At 70.7% G+C, this 14,577-nt stretch carries 11 protein-coding genes; 5 read left to right on the top strand and 6 right to left on the bottom strand.

Annotated features, from left to right (window positions below):
• A partial coding sequence (locus tag D7V97_RS27210; protein ID WP_233583252.1) for a bifunctional acetate--CoA ligase family protein/GNAT family N-acetyltransferase occupies positions 1-2,737 on the top strand: 2,737 nt, incomplete at its 5' end.
• A 29-nt stretch (positions 2,738-2,766) separates the two neighbouring features.
• Here D7V97_RS27210 and D7V97_RS27205 read toward each other — a convergent pair.
• The 4 genes from D7V97_RS27205 to D7V97_RS27190 all read right to left on the bottom strand — a co-directional run bounded on the left by D7V97_RS27205 (position 2,767) and on the right by D7V97_RS27190 (position 6,886).
• On the bottom strand, positions 2,767-3,579 hold the full coding sequence (locus D7V97_RS27205) for a hypothetical protein (RefSeq protein WP_233583251.1): 813 nt from the start codon (positions 3,577-3,579) through the stop codon (positions 2,767-2,769).
• A 15-nt stretch (positions 3,580-3,594) separates the two neighbouring features.
• The gene (locus D7V97_RS27200) at positions 3,595-4,395 is read right to left on the bottom strand and encodes a hypothetical protein (protein WP_147444995.1); all 801 of its coding nucleotides are present in this window, start codon (positions 4,393-4,395) and stop codon (positions 3,595-3,597) included.
• 83 nt (positions 4,396-4,478) lie between these two features.
• Positions 4,479-6,176, bottom strand: a complete 1,698-nt coding sequence (locus D7V97_RS27195; protein ID WP_120613553.1) for a serine/threonine-protein kinase — start codon at positions 6,174-6,176, stop codon at positions 4,479-4,481.
• A gap of 89 nt (positions 6,177-6,265) precedes the next feature.
• On the bottom strand, positions 6,266-6,886 hold the full coding sequence (locus D7V97_RS27190) for a DUF4142 domain-containing protein (protein ID WP_120613552.1): 621 nt from the start codon (positions 6,884-6,886) through the stop codon (positions 6,266-6,268).
• 223 nt (positions 6,887-7,109) lie between these two features.
• On the opposite strand from D7V97_RS27190, the gene D7V97_RS27185 reads away from it, so the two are divergent.
• On the top strand, positions 7,110-9,671 hold the full coding sequence (locus D7V97_RS27185; protein ID WP_120613551.1) for an RNA helicase: 2,562 nt from the start codon (positions 7,110-7,112) through the stop codon (positions 9,669-9,671).
• 18 nt (positions 9,672-9,689) lie between these two features.
• Here the strand turns inward: D7V97_RS27185 and D7V97_RS27180 are convergent, their stop codons facing one another.
• The gene (locus D7V97_RS27180; protein ID WP_120613558.1) at positions 9,690-9,974 is read right to left on the bottom strand and encodes a LysR family transcriptional regulator; all 285 of its coding nucleotides are present in this window, start codon (positions 9,972-9,974) and stop codon (positions 9,690-9,692) included.
• Positions 9,975-10,074: 100 nt separating this feature from the next.
• Here D7V97_RS27180 and map point away from each other — a divergent pair, with 100 nt between their 5' ends.
• From map to D7V97_RS27165, 3 genes are all read left to right on the top strand, one after another.
• Positions 10,075-10,833, top strand: coding sequence for a type I methionyl aminopeptidase (gene map, locus D7V97_RS27175; RefSeq protein WP_120613550.1), 759 nt, complete (start codon positions 10,075-10,077; stop codon positions 10,831-10,833).
• Between the two features lie 93 nt (positions 10,834-10,926).
• A complete protein-coding gene (gene mltG, locus D7V97_RS27170; RefSeq protein ID WP_120613557.1) occupies positions 10,927-11,943 on the top strand; it encodes an endolytic transglycosylase MltG in 1,017 nt (338 codons plus the stop codon).
• Between the two features lie 9 nt (positions 11,944-11,952).
• Positions 11,953-13,647, top strand: coding sequence for an ATP-binding protein (locus D7V97_RS27165; protein ID WP_120613549.1), 1,695 nt, complete (start codon positions 11,953-11,955; stop codon positions 13,645-13,647).
• Between the two features lie 3 nt (positions 13,648-13,650).
• Here the strand turns inward: D7V97_RS27165 and D7V97_RS27160 are convergent.
• On the bottom strand, positions 13,651-14,577 hold a 927-nt coding region (locus D7V97_RS27160), incomplete at its 5' end, for a hypothetical protein (protein ID WP_233583250.1).

Raw genomic sequence — 14,577 nt, 5'->3', positions numbered from 1 at the left:
GGCCCGGACCGACCCCTCCCTCGACCTGCTCCACCAGCGCACGCGCCAGCCGCTGGAGGTCCTCTTCTCCCCCCGCAGCGTCGCGGTGGTGGGGGCGAGCGAGCGTCCCGGCAGCGTGGGGCGCACCGTGCTCTGGAACCTCATCAGCAGCCCGTTCGGCGGCACCGTCTACCCCATCAACCCCAAGCGCCCCAACGTGCTGGGCATCAAGGCGTGGCCTTCCCTGCGCGCCCTGCCCGAAGCGGTGGACCTGGCCGTCATCGTCACGCCCGCCGCCACCGTGCCGGACGTCATCCGCGAGTGCGCGGAGGTCGGCGTGAAGGGCGCCATCATCATCTCCGCGGGCTTCAAGGAGACCGGCCCCGCGGGCGTGAAGCTGGAGCAGGAGGTCCTGCGCATCGCGCAGGCCGCGAACCTGCGCATCATCGGGCCCAACTGCCTGGGCGTGATGCGGCCCACGAGCGGCTTCAACGCGACGTTCGCGCGGGGCATGGCCCGGCCCGGCAACGTGGCCTTCATCAGCCAGTCCGGCGCGCTGCTCACCTCCATCCTGGACTGGAGCCTGCGCGAGGCCGTGGGCTTCAGCGCCTTCGTGTCCGTGGGCTCCATGCTGGACGTGGGCTGGGGCGACCTCATCGACTACCTCGCCGATGATCCGATGACGCGCTCCATCCTGCTGTACATGGAGTCCATCGGCGACGCGCGCGCCTTCCTCTCCGCCGCGCGCGAGGTCGCCCTCACCAAGCCCATCATCGTCATCAAGGCGGGCCGCACCGCGCAGGCCGCGCAGGCCGCCGCGTCGCACACCGGCACGCTCGCCGGCAGTGACGAGGTGCTGAGCGCCGCGTTCCGCCGCGCGGGCGTGCTGCGCGTGGACTCCATCGAGGACCTCTTCCACATGGCGGAGGTGCTCGCCCGCCAGCCCCGGCCCTCCGGCCGCAGGCTCACGCTGCTCACCAACGCGGGCGGCCCCGCGGTGCTCGCCACCGACGCGCTCGTCGCCGGGGGCGGGGAGCTGGCCGTGCTGTCGGACGCCACGCGCGCGCAGCTGGACGCCTTCCTGCCGCCGCCGTGGAGCCATGGCAACCCGGTGGACATCCTGGGAGACGCGGACGCGGAGCGCTACGCGAAGACGTTGGAGCTGACGGGCGCGGATCCGAACAGCGACGGCCTGCTCGTCATCCTCACCCCCCAGGACATGACCGAGCCCACGCAGACGGCCGATCGCCTCAAGGCCTACGCGAAGCTGCCCGGCAAGCCCGTGCTCGCGAGCTGGATGGGTGGCTCCGAGGTGGCCGCGGGCGAGCGCATCCTCAACGACGCGGGCATCCCGACCTTCGGCTTCCCGGACACCGCGGCCCGCGTCTTCAACTATATGTGGCGCTACGCGGACAACATCGCGGGCCTGTACGAGACGCCCACCCTGGCCGAGGAGCCCACCGGCAGCGGCCGCGACGTGGCGCGCGCCCTGGTGGACGAGGCCCGCGCCCAGGGCCGCACGCTCCTGTCCGAATACGAGTCCAAGCGCCTGCTGGCCGCCTACGGCATCCCCACCGTGGAGACGTGGCTCGCCGCCACGGAGGACGAAGCGGTGGAGCGGGCCCGCGCGCTGGGCTTCCCCGTGGTGCTCAAGCTGCACTCGCTCACGGTGACGCACAAGACGGACGTGGGCGGCGTGCAGCTCAACCTGCGCGACGAGGACCAGGTGCGCTCCGCCTGGCGCGCCATCCGCGACGGGCTCGCGCAGCGGGGACTGTCGGCCGCGTTCGACGGCGTCACTGTGCAGCCCATGGTGAAGCTGGAGGGCTACGAGCTCATCCTGGGCAGCAGCCAGGACGCGCAGTTCGGACCGGTGCTGCTCTTCGGCGCGGGCGGCACGCTGGTGGAGGTGTTCCAGGACCGGGCCCTGGGCCTGCCGCCCCTCAACACCACGCTGGCGCGGCGGATGATGGAGCGCACGCGCATCCACCACGCGCTCAAGGGCGTGCGCGGACAGGCCCCGGTGGACCTGGGCGCGCTGGAGCGGCTGCTGGTGCGCTTCAGCCAACTGGTGGTGGAGCAGCCCTTCATCCGCGAGCTGGACATCAACCCGCTGCGCGTCTCCGGCGAGCGCCTCATCGCCCTGGACGCCCGCGTGGTGCTGCACCCGGCGGACGTCACCGCGGCGTCGCTGCCCCGGCTCGCCATCGAACCGTACCCGCATCAGTACGTCGCGGACTTCACGCTGAAGAACGGCGAGTCCGTCACGCTGCGGCCCATCCGCCCGGAGGACGAGCCCGCCATGGGGCGCTTCCACCAGGCGCTGTCCGAACAGACGGTGTTCCTGCGCTACGCGGGCTTGATGAAGCTGAGTCAGCGCGTGGCCCACGAGCGGCTGGCGCGCATCTGCTTCAACGACTACGCGCGGGAGCTGGCGCTCGTCGCGGAAAAGCGCGCACCGGACGGGAAGGGCGCGGGCGAGATCCTCGCGGTGGGCCGGCTCACGCGGCTTCGGGGCACGAAGGACGCGGAGTTCGCCATCACCGTCAGCGACACCGTGCAGCGCCAGGGGTTGGGCGAGGAGCTGCTGCGGCGACTGGTGGCAATCGGCGAGGGCTGGGGCCTGCAACGCATTGTCGCGGACATCCTCACGCGCAACCGCGGCATGCAGGCCGTCAGCAAGAAGCTGGGCTTCAGCATCCTCGAGAACGAGGAGCTGGCCCCGGACATGGTCAAGGCCGTGAAGGTGCTCGGCTGACCGTGCCCGGGGCTTGAAGCCCTACGGCACTACACGTCGTCGCAGGGCGTGCCCAGCCGCGCGCCCGTGTAGACGCCCAGCTCGTTGTAGATGAAGGGCAGGTTCTCGCCCACGGGCACCGCGCGCAGCTTCTGGCGCTTGCTCTTCACCACCCAGAAGGCCTCCTCGCGGTCCACCACGAGGCGCAGGTCGCCGCCCTGGGTGGAGAAGATCTCCCCCTGCGAGTCGGTGACGACGTTGAGCATCTTCTGCGGCTTCACCTGGCCGCGCTGGCCCGTGAAGATGCGGAAGCTCTTGTTGTCCGCGCCGATGCCGCGCTCCACCAGGTAGTACGTGCCCTTGTCGTCGCGCAGCAGCTTGTAGGGCTGGAACTTCATCAGGGTGGGCGCGAAGGTGGACTTGCGCAGCAGCTCCTTCACCTTGTCCGCCGCCAGCGTCTGCTGGGGCAGGCTGCGGTCGCCGCAGCTGAGCGTGCACGTCTTCCCGTCCTCGCTGAGCACCAGGCGCGAAATCACCCGGTAGTCCACGCCGCGGAAGTTGTCGTTGGCCTTGGGGTTGAAGAAGCGGGGCTCGAAGAAGTCCGCCTGCGTCTCGCTGTAGGTGCTGACGGCCGGCACCTCCACGAATGCCTTGCCATCCCCGTAGAAGAGCTGGCCGTCCGTCTCCGGGCTGTTGGGGACGATGGCGGTGTAGTGGCCCTTGCCGTCCGTGCACACCCGGGTGGACTCCAGCACCATGCGGTCGCGCAGGCGCTTCTCCTGCCCCCAGGGCGGATCCAACGCGAGCGCGGCTTGCGGGGCGAGGACGAGCCCCAGGGCGATGACCATGTGTCGAAGGGACATGTGTTGGGCTCCGGCCTAGAGGTTTTCGGTGAAGAAGGTGGTGGTCGCGTCGGGCTGCAGCGTCTCGCCCGACTTCACGGACCAGATGACCTTCTGGGCTTCCAGCTTCAGCGCGGCCGCGGCTTCCACCCGGCACTCCACCGTCTGGACCTTCTGCTGGATGGTGCGCTTCGCCTCTTCGGAGCGGCTGCACAGCTTCTGCAGCGACTCCAGCGGGCCCGCGCAGTAGCTGGGGATGGACAGCTCGTTGAGCACCGGATCCGGGATGGAGTCCCAGGCGATGGTCGCCGACAGCTTGGTGCCGCACGCGGTGTTCGCCTCGGCCACCGTGGCGGCCAGCTCCTTCTCCGCCTGGGCGACCCAGAACTTCCGATCGAACGGGAGGAAGGGCTTGAGGTCGCCGTCGGCTTCCGCGTCCTGGTAGCGCGCGAAGACCTTCTCCACCTTCAGTGCCGCGGTGCGGCCCGTGTCCGGCTTCAGGTGCGTGTAGCCCGTGGCGCCCACGGGGCTGAGGATGAGGTCCTCATAGCCGCCCCGGTCGTGCACGGTGACGAAGCGCTGCGAGCGGCCGCGCCACTGCGTCCAGTAGCCGGTGCCGCGGTCCTGATCCACGTTGGCGATGACGACCTTGCCGTCCAGCTCGCTCTTCGTGCCGTTGAACTCCAGCAGCGCCTTGTGCGCGTCGGCGGGCTCCAGCGGGATGATGGTCACCTGCTCGCCGGCCTCGTTCGAATACACCTTGCCCGTCAGGGGCTTGGTGCCCGCGACGGCGCTGTCGGGCCGCGCGCCCCGGGAACACCCCAGGGACAAGGCCACGACGCTCACTGCCAGTAGAACTCTCACAGGGACTCCTTGAATGGGGGGCGCGCGCGTTCCCCCTCCGCGCGCCCGGGGCGACCTCAGAGGTCGATATCGTACTGCCGACAATATTGTCGGACCTTGGGACGCTCCGTTGCCGGCACCCGGGTCCATTGGGCCCGCGCATTCGCCAGGTCGTGCTGCTGGCAGTACACGCGGGTGAGGAGCGCATACGACGCGCCGGTGATCTGTGTGCGCTGGCTGCGCCGGATGTGACGCAGCGCTTCCGACGGGTTCTTCGCGTCCAGCGACCGCTGCGCCGCCGCCAGGTCCTCGCGGACGCTCTCCGGCAGCTTCTCCAGGGACGTGGAGGTGCCCGGGGTCCGCGCCGGCCTGCCCCGGGCGGCGGGCCCTGCATTCGCGTGCGGCTCCGACGGCGTCGGGTTCTTTTCGACGGGGCCAGGCTCCGCCGCGACGGGGTCCTCCGGCTGCGCGACGGGGCCGGTGGGCTGCTTCAGCTCCACGGGCGGCGTTACCGCCACGACGGCTGGAGGCGCGGCGGCCACCGGAGGCTGCTGGGGCGGGGACACCGGGTTCACGGCCACCGTGGAGGAGGCCGTCCCCGCGCCGCGCCAGAGGAAGGCGGTGGTGAAGGCCGCGATGACCACGACGCCCACGGCCACGCCCACCAGCCACTTCGGCCTCGGGCGGGACAGGGGCTGCGCGGACAGGGACTCCGTGCGGGGGCCCGCGGCGGACGCGGGCCCTTCCAGGTGGGCGTGGGGGCGCATGCCTACGGTGGGGATGTGCTCCTCGGACGGCCCCGGCGTGGGCACCGGCTCGATGTGCGCGGGCGCGGGCGCGAGGGTGGGCACGCGCACGGGCTTCGACTCCCCGAGCGTCTGGAGCGGGCTGCCCGTCAGGTCCAGGATGAACGCGCCCACGTCCGGGTAGCGGTCCGCGGGACGCTTGGCCATCGCGCGGGAGATGGCCGTCACCACGTGCGCAGGCGTGCCCGGCGACAGCGACAGCAGGGGCTCCGGCTCCACGTGGACGATTTGGTAGATCAGCTCCGCGACGTTGTCGCCGGAGTAGGGCGGCCGGCCGGCGATCATCTCGTAGAGCATGCAGCCGAACGAGAAGAGGTCCGTCCGCGAGTCCACGTCGCTGTTGTGACCCATGGCCTGCTCGGGCGCCATGTACTGCGGCGTCCCCATCAGCACCGAGTCCAGCGTCTGCACCGTGCGCGAGTCGATGAGCTTGGAGATGCCGAAGTCGAGCAGCTTCACGCGCTCGCCCACCACGCCGCCGGCCTCCGTGGGGACCAGGAACACGTTGCCCGGCTTCAGGTCGCGGTGCACCACGCCCGCGCGGTGCGCCGCCTGGAGCGCCGCGCCCATCTGCCGGGCGATGGCGAAGACGTCCTCCAGCGGGAGCTGCTTCTGCCGCCGCAGCCTCCGCGACAGGCTCTCTCCCCGCAGGTACTCCATCACCATGAAGGGCGTGCCGTCCTCCAGGGTGTCGAAGTCCAGCACCTCCACGATGTTGGGGTGCCCCAGCCGCGAGGCGATCTCCGCCTCGCGCCGGAAGCGCACCGCCACCTCCGGCGACAGCGACTCCGCCCCGTGCAGCACCTTGATGGCGACCTGCTTGCCCGGCAGTCGCAGGTGGCGGGCGAGGAAGACCGCGCCCATTCCGCCGCGGCCCAGCACGGATCCAATCTCGTACGTGGCGCGCAGGATGCGCCCCGTGGTCAACGGTTCGGACTGCGCGGAGGTGGGCTCGGTCGGCTTTTGCATCGGCGGTTCTTTTTCCTACTAAACCGGGCCGACATGATTGGAAAGCACCTGGGAGGCGCCGAACCGGACTCCCAGGTTCTGAGAGGCCGCTACGGCGCGGTCGGGGCCAGGAGCCGCGTCTGGATCGCCTCGGCCTCCTGGACGTGTACCTGCACCTGCTGCCGCTCGGCCTGGACCTCCTGGGTCAGGGCCGGCAGCGTGACCTGGGGACCCAGGAGGCTGTCGCCGACGAAGGCGACCCGGGCATGCGCGTTGAGCTGCGCGCTCATCAGGGCCAGGTCGAACGCGGCCCCCTGGGGCGCCTGGGGCCCCTGCAGGATGGTCAGCAGCTGCTGCGCCTCCGTCTGCAATTGCAGGCTGAGGGGACTGTCCTGGGGCGTGATGCCCTGGGCCTGCAACAGCGCATCCAGCCGCTGCTTCGCGGCGGTGTGCTCGGTCACCATCTGGGCGTTGTAATCGCGGGTGGCGGTGTCGGTGGCCAGCGGCCCGCCAAACTGCGCGAGCTGCACCTCGCCCTCGTTCGCGACCTGCAACACGCGCGCGATCTGGGCGTCCGTGAGCGTGGGCGCGGGGCCCGCGTCGACGGTCCCGTCCGTGATCGGCGTGCCCTCGGGCTCGATGATGACGCTCTCGTTGCTGCACCCGGGCGCCACGGCCATCGCCATCCCGCCCGCCAACACCATCCCCACCATGAACCGCGCGACCCGCATGTCTGGCTCCCCCTTGAAATGACGCGGGGGGAGGATGGGGAGGGGCCCCTCTCGCGACCACCCAGCCCTTCAGGCATTGCCGTTGTGGGACAGGGCACAGGCGCGCCGTCTCCAGGCGGGCAGGAGGCCGCCTGCTCCCGCTGTGTCCGGTCTTCCGTCTTGGAGCCAGGTCGCACGCGATTTTTCACGGTGGGCCGGGCGCCAACCCCTAGAGTCGCCTCTGATGAGTGCTCAAGCCGACGCCCGCGCCCCGCTCGCCGCCCTGCTGCCGAAGCCCGGCGAGCCCCCCCTCGACGCCGATGAGATCCTCAACCGCTTCGTGGGCTACGTGGCCACCAACGGGCTGAGCCTGTACTCCGCCCAGGAGGAGGCCATCCTGGAGCTCTTGAGCAACAAGCACCTGTTCCTCAAGACGCCCACGGGCTCCGGCAAGTCGCTGGTCGCGATGGCGCTGCACTTCAAGGCCATGGCCGAGGGCAAGGTGTCGTTCTACACGTGCCCCATCAAGGCGCTGGTGAACGAGAAGTTCTTCCAGCTCTCCAAGGCGTTCGGCCCGGAGAACGTGGGCATGCTCACGGGCGACGCGAGCATCAACCGCGAGGCGCCCATCCTCTGCTGCACGGCGGAGATCCTTGCGAACCTCGCGCTGCGCGACGCCTCCGCGCGCGTGGACGCGGTGGTGATGGACGAGTTCCACTACTACTCCGACAAGGAGCGCGGCACGGCCTGGCAGATCCCGCTGCTCGCGCTGCCGCAGACGCAGTTCCTCCTGATGTCCGCCACGCTGGGCGACACGCACGTCATCGAGCAGAGCCTGGAGCAGCTCACCGGCCGCGAGGTCGCCACGGTGCGAAGCTCCGAGCGCCCCGTGCCGCTCGACTTCGACTACCGCGAGGTGGCGCTGCACGAGACCATCCAGGACCTCATCGCGCGCGGGAAGTACCCCGTGTACCTGGTGAACTTCACCCAGCGGGCCGCGGCCGAGCAGGCGCAGAATCTGATGTCCGTGGACTTCAACACGAAGGAGGAGAAGGAGGAGCTGCGCCAGGCCCTGATGGACGCGCCCTTCGACACGCCCTACGGCAAGGACTTCCAGCGCTACCTGCGCCACGGCATCGGGATGCACCACGCGGGCCTCCTGCCCAAGTACCGGCTGCTGGTGGAGAAGCTGGCGCAGCAGGGGCTGCTCAAGGTCATCAGCGGCACGGACACGCTGGGCGTGGGCGTGAACATCCCCATCCGCACGGTGCTCTTCACGCAGCTGTTCAAGTTCAACGGCGAGAAGCTGACGACGCTGAGCGTGCGCGACTTCAAGCAGATCTCCGGGCGCGCGGGCCGCAAGGGCTTCGACACCGAGGGCAGCGTGGTGGCGCAGGCGCCCGAGTACATGGTGGAGAACATCAAGCAGGCGGCCAAGGAGGCCGCGGGCAAGAAGAAGACGCCCAAGGCGAAGCCGCCGCAGAAGGGCTTCGTGCAGTACGACAAGAGCACCTTCGAGCGGCTCCAGAACGGCATGCCGGAGCCCCTGGAGTCCCGCTTCGAGGTGAGCCACGGCCTGCTGCTCAACCTCCTGCAGAGCGACAAGACGGAGGGCAGCGGCGGCTACAAGCGGCTGGTGCAGCTGGTCCGCCGCTCGCACAGCTCGGACTACACGAAGAAGCGGCTCCTGAAGGACGCGGCGGTGTACTTCCGCACGCTGAAGGAGGCGGGCATCGTCCAGGTGGTGCAGTGGGAGGGCCGCTCCGCGACGGTGGAGGTGGCGGGCGAGCTGCAGCGCGACTTCAGCCTCAACCACACGCTGTCGCTGTACCTGCACGAGACGCTGGAGCTGTTGGACCCCGCGTTGGAGACGTACGCGCTGGACGTCGTCACGCTGGTGGAGTCCATCCTGGAGAACCCGGACGTGGTGCTGTACGCGCAGCTGCACCAGCTCAAGGGCGAGAAGATCCAGGAGATGAAGGCGCAGGGCATCGAATACGACGACCGGATGGAGGAGCTGGAGAAGCTGGAGTGGCACAAGCCGAACCGCGAGTTCATCTACGGGACGTTCAATGCCTTCGCGCGGAAGCACCCGTGGGTGGGCGAGGAGAACATCCGGCCCAAGTCCATCGTGCGCGACATGTTCGAGCGCTTCATGTCCTTCCACGACTACGTGCGCGAGTACGGCCTGCAGCGCAGCGAGGGCGTGCTCCTGCGCTACGTGGGAGACGTCTACAAGTCGCTCGCGCAGACGGTGCCGGAGAAGTTCCGCAACGAGGAGGTGGACGACATCATCGACCACCTCCGCGCGACGCTGCGGCAGGTGGACTCCAGCCTCCTGGACGAGTGGGAGCGGATGAAGAACCCGGACGCGCCCCTCGAGGCGAAGCCGGTCGTGGACTTGAAGCCGAAGGAGCTCACCGAGGACCCCAAGGCCTTCGCCGCGCGCGTGCGCGAGGAGCTGCACCGGCTGCTGCGCGCGCTGGGCCAGCGCCGCTACCTGGACGCGCTGGGCATGCTGGACAACGCCCTGGGCGAGTGGACCGCGCCGAAGCTGGAGCAGGCGATGGCGCCGTACTTCGAGGAGCACAAGCTGGTGGTGCTCACGCCCCAGGCGCGCAAGCCGGCCAACACCCAGCTCAAGGAGTCCGGCACCCGGCAGTGGGAGGCCCAGCAGCGCATCATGGACCCGGAGGGCCACGGGGACTGGGTCATCGACTGTGAGATTGACCTGCGCGGCCGCCGCATGGACGACGGCCCCATCCTGATGCTGCGCCGCATTGGCGGCATGAGCGCGTGGACCTGAGCGCCGGAAGGCTTCCTGTCAGCGCTGTGGCGGTCCGGGGTCCCGGGCCGCTGCGCGCACGGTGAGCGCGGCCGCGTCCATCTCCGCGAGGATGCGGCGCGCGTGGTGGAGCAGGGCCTCGCCGGTGGGCAAGAGGCGCATGCCCCGGGGAATGCGCTCGAAGAGGGGCGTGCCCAGCTCATCCTCCAGCGCGAGGATGTGACGGCTGAGCGGCGGCTGGGTGAGGTGGAGCCGGCGCGCGGCCCGGCCCACGTGGCCCTCTTCGGCCACCGCGACGAAGGACTGGAGGTGCGTGATGCTCACGCGCCCCAGGCTAGCGCGAGGCGGGGGCCGGGTGCACGCGGCCGGACGATGCCAGAACAGCATTGGACGTCCGAACGGGGGCGCGGGCACCTTGGCGCCCATGGGCATTCCACTCTTCAAGGGCACCGAGGTTGAACGGCTGAGGCTCGCGGGACGCGCGGCGGCGGGGACGCTGGCGCACGTCGCCGCGAAGCTCCAGCCGGGCGTGGCGACGGCGGACATCGACGCGTGGGTTCGCGAGGACACGGCGCGCCGGGGCGGGACCCCCAGCCAGCTGGGCTACAAGGGGTTCCCCGCCACGGTGTGCACCAGCCGCAACCACGTGGTGTGCCATGGCATCCCGCGCACGGATGAACGGCTGGCGCCCGGGGACATCGTCAACGTGGACGTGACGACGTGCCTGGACGGCTTCCACGGCGACACGTCCGCCACGTTCTTCATTGGCGAGGTGTCCTCCGACGCGAAGCACGTCGTGGACGTGGCGCGGCGGTGCCGGGACGCGGGCGTGGCGGTGGTGCGGCACGGCGCGCGGCTGGGGGACATTGGCGCGGCGGTGCTGGCGCTGGCGAAGGCGGAGGGGTGCAGCGTGGTGGAGGAGTTCGGCGGCCACGGCATCGGCCGGCAGATGCATGGCCCGCCGCACGTGCCCCACGTGGCGAAGGCGGGGACGGGCATCACGCTGCGCTCGGGGATGGTGCTCACCATCGAGCCGATGGTGAACCTGGGGCGCCCGGAAATCCGGATCCTCCCGGACGGGTGGACCGTGGTGACGGCGGACGGCAGCCTGTCCGCCCAGTTCGAGCACACCGTGCTGGTGACCCGCGACGGCTGCGAGGTGCTGACCCCTGGCGGGTGTTGAGAAGGGGGCGCTTGCGCCCGGCTGTCCGGCTGCCCGGTCGCGTGACGGGAGGTTCTCGTTGGCAGCGTCAGGGCCGGTGGTAATTTGCCGACCATGAAGAAGATCCTGGTCGCGCTCCTCGTGCTCATCGTCCTGGCGGTCGCGGGCGTGGGCGGGGCGTTCTGGTACCTGCAGAAGGCCGTCACGGCGCCGCATGCTTCGGAGGACCCCGCCCCGAAGGAGTTCATCGTGAAGAAGGGCGCGTCCGCGCGCTCCCTGGGCCAGCAGCTGCAGGGCCAGGGCTTCCTGGACGACGCGCGCATCTGGCGCTTCCACCTCTGGCGCCGCGGCAACCTCAACGTGAAGGCGGGCCGCTTCCTGCTGAGCCCCACGGCGTCGGTGGAGCAGCTGGCCACCGCGCTGGAGGGACAGCCGCTGCCGGAGGACGTGCCCTTCGCGATGATCGAAGGCTGGCGCCTGCGCGACACCGACCAGGTGCTCGCGGCCCAGGGGCTGATCAAGCCGGGCGAGTACATCGCCGCGGCCAGCAAGACGGAGCGCTTCACGGCGCCGTTCCCGCTGCCCACCCGGGGCCTGGAGGGCTACCTGTACCCGGAGACGTACGGCATCGTCGCGGAGGGCTTCCGCGTGGAGGCCTTCATCCAGCGGCAGCTCGACACCTTCCGCGCGCGCTTCTACGACGCGCACGCGGCGGAGATCGCCAAGAGCGGCCGGACGCTGCACGACATCGTCATCATGGCGTCCATGCTGGAGCGCGAGGAGCCCGTGCCCGCGCAGCGCCCGCTCGTGGCGGGCATCCTCTGGAAGCGCGTGGACAAGGGCACCCCCCTGGGCGTGGACGCGACGAGCCGCTACGAACTCCCCGAGTGGAACGACCGCAAGGCGTTCCTCAAGCGGCTGCGTGACAACCAGGATCCGTGGAACTCGCGCACCCGCGCGGGCCTGCCGCCCGGGCCCATTGGCGCGCCGACGGTGGACTCGCTCGTCGCCGCGCTGCGCCCGGTGAAGAGTGACTTCTGGTACTACCTGCATGACGGGCAGAAGACACTGCACCCTTCTCGCAACGCGCAGGAACACGAAGCGCTCCGGGCCAAGTACAACGTGTACTGAGCCCACGTGATGACGTCCTCCCTCCCGGATTTCAGCCCTCCCGTTCCCGCGCCGCCTTCCAGCACGGAGGCCGCGCTGCGCGAGGAGCTGGCGGCCGTGCGCGAGGACGCCGAGCGGCTCCGCATGCTGCTCGGGACGGCGGCCCAGGTCGTCTGGACGACCCACGCGCGCGTCAACACGAGCCCCGTCTCGCCCTCCTGGACGGCCTTCACCGGGCAGACCCCGGAGGCGATGCGGAACCGGGGCTGGCTCCAGGCGCTGCACCCGGATGACCGGGGAGGGACGTGGGCGGCCTGGGAGCGCGCCACCGCGACGAGCATGCGCTTCGAGGCGCGCTACCGGCTGCGCCGTGCCGACGGCGTGTACGTGTGGATGCTCGCGCGCGGCGTGCCCGTGTTGGCGCCGAACGGCGACGTGCTCGAGTGGGTGGGCACCTGCATCGACATCCACGCCCAGTGCCTGGGGGAGGAGCGGGCCGCGTTCCTCGCGCGGGCGGGGGAGCTGTTCTCGTCGTCGCTGGAAGCCTCCACGACGCTGGCCTCGCTCGCGAACCTGTCGGTGTCGGCGCTCGCGGACTGGTGCATCGTGGACCTGCGGCAACCGGGTGGCCACTACCAGCGGGTCCAGGTGGTGGCGGCGGATCCGGCCCAGGCCGCGCTCGTGAGCGCCGTGCGGGAGCTGAAGCCCCTGCCGGGCGAGCGGCCCGTGTATCCGCCCGCGGTGGCGCTGGCGACCGGCCAGTCGACCGTGGTGCCGGAGGTCACGGACGCGCTGATGCAGGCGGTGGCGCAGGACGCGCACCACCTGGAGATGATGCGCAGGGTGGGCATGCGGTCGTTGATCACCGTGCCGCTGCTGGCGCGGGGGCACATCCTGGGCGCGCTGTCGTTCCTCATCACCACCTCCGAGCGCCGCTATGGCGACGACGACCTGAAGTTCGCCCAGGAGCTGGCGAACCTGGCGGCGCTGGCGGTGGACAACGCGCGGCTGCTCCAGGACGCGCGCGACGCGGTCCGCCTGCGCGACGAGTTCCTGTCCGTCGCGAGCCACGAGCTGAAGACGCCGCTGACGCCGCTGAGCCTGAAGCTCCAGGCGCTCTCGCGCGCGGTGCGGGCGCATCCGGATTCGCCGCTCGTGCCGGTCATCGAGTCGCACGTGGAGACGGGGCACCGGCAGGTCCGCAGGCTCACGGAGCTGATGAACGACCTGCTGGACGTGTCGCGCATCAGCGCCGGCACCTTCAGCCTGCAGCGGGAGGCCGTGGACCTCGCGGTCGTGGTGCGGGAGGTGTGCGAGCGGTTCGCGCCGCGCTTCGAGCTGGAGCACTGTGACTTCACGGTGGAGACCCCGGACACGGTGCCGGGCTCGTTCGACCGCACGCGGCTGGCGCAGGTGTTGGATCACCTCCTGGACAACGCCCTCAAGTACGGCGCCGGCACGCCGGTGTCCGTGCGGCTCACGGTGGATGGCGCCGTGGCGAGGCTGCGGGTGCGTGACGGCGGCATCGGCATCGCGCCGGAGCAGCGGCCCCGCCTCTTCGAGCGCTACGGGCGCGCGGTGTCGGAGCGCCACTACGGGGGCCTGGGCCTGGGGCTCTACCTCACCCGCACCATCGTGGAGGCCGAGGGCGGGCACGTGTCCCTGGAGAGCCGCCTGGGCGAGGGCGCGACCTTCGAGGTGGTGCTGCCGCTCACGCGGTCCTGAGCGCTATGGGCCGCCCGAACCGGGCGGCTCCGGCGCCTTCTGGAACATCTCCGCGAGGATGCGCTCGGCCGCGTCCGCGAGCAGGTCTCTCGCCATGCGTGTCTCCTCGCCGAAGATGCCGCTGGACGTGCGCGCGTCCAGCACATGCGTGGCGAGCAGGGAGAAGGCCGCGGACTCGTCGAAGGTCGCCTCCGACGACAGGACGCGCTTGCCCGGCGACTGTTCCTCTTCGTGGAAGCGGCCCTCCCAGGTCTCGCCGAGGGTGACGGAGAAGTACTGCGTCGCCACGTTGCCCGGCCGCGACATATGCGAGGCGGCGACGACGGCCCGGAGCTGGTCGCGCTCGGTGGGAGTCATCTGTTGCTTCCACGCTTCGACGGCGGCGTGCATGGTGTCGAGCTGATCCCTCGCCGCGTCCTCGGCATTCTTCAACAGGTCCGGCACCTGGGCGTGGATGAACGCGGCGAGCTCCTCATCCGCCACGCGGTTCGTGGACAGGACGCGGTCCACCAGCGCGAGGGACGCCTCCAGCATGCGGTGCTGCCGGGCCAGGGCGTCGGCGGGAAGCCCCCGGCCGGCGAAGCTTCCGGTGGCGGCGGTGATGAGTCCCCGCAGGGTGGTAAGGCGCACGCGCGTGTCGTCGTCGAGCGCGTCCTTCCGGCCCGAGAGCAGCACGTAGAGCGCGAGCGGGACGTGGGTGACGACCTTGTACTCGTGGTAGCGCCGCGTGCGTGAGGGGGCCTCGAAGCGCTGGCCGCCCTTGCGCAGGATGAGCACGTCGTCGATCTGCGCGATGACGGGCCCCATGCCCGACAGCACGGCGTCGCGGCGCGCGGCGTAGGCGTCGCGGAACGCCTGGTTGAGCACGGAGAGCGGATCCGTGGGCTCCAGCGCCACGGTGCGCGCGACCTCGGACGGAGGGGTGGGGGG

This window comes from Corallococcus sp. CA053C, from assembly GCF_003611675.1.
GTDB lineage: Bacteria > Myxococcota > Myxococcia > Myxococcales > Myxococcaceae > Corallococcus.
Note: the sequence above shows the minus strand (reverse complement) of the source record. Positions and strands in the feature narration are given on the sequence as shown.

Bases quoted from the DNA above. Each gene is read 5' to 3' on its own strand.
- D7V97_RS27205 (WP_233583251.1), bottom strand. From the start codon at position 3,579: ATGTCCCTTCGACACATGGTCATCGCCCTGGGGCTCGTCCTCGCCCCG.
- D7V97_RS27195 (WP_120613553.1), bottom strand. From the start codon at position 6,176: ATGCAAAAGCCGACCGAGCCCACCTCCGCGCAGTCCGAACCGTTGACC.
- D7V97_RS27165 (WP_120613549.1), top strand. From the start codon at position 11,953: ATGACGTCCTCCCTCCCGGATTTCAGCCCTCCCGTTCCCGCGCCGCCT.
- D7V97_RS27185 (WP_120613551.1), top strand. From the start codon at position 7,110: ATGAGTGCTCAAGCCGACGCCCGCGCCCCGCTCGCCGCCCTGCTGCCG.
- map (WP_120613550.1), top strand. From the start codon at position 10,075: ATGGGCATTCCACTCTTCAAGGGCACCGAGGTTGAACGGCTGAGGCTC.
- D7V97_RS27190 (WP_120613552.1), bottom strand. From the start codon at position 6,886: ATGCGGGTCGCGCGGTTCATGGTGGGGATGGTGTTGGCGGGCGGGATG.
- mltG (WP_120613557.1), top strand. From the start codon at position 10,927: ATGAAGAAGATCCTGGTCGCGCTCCTCGTGCTCATCGTCCTGGCGGTC.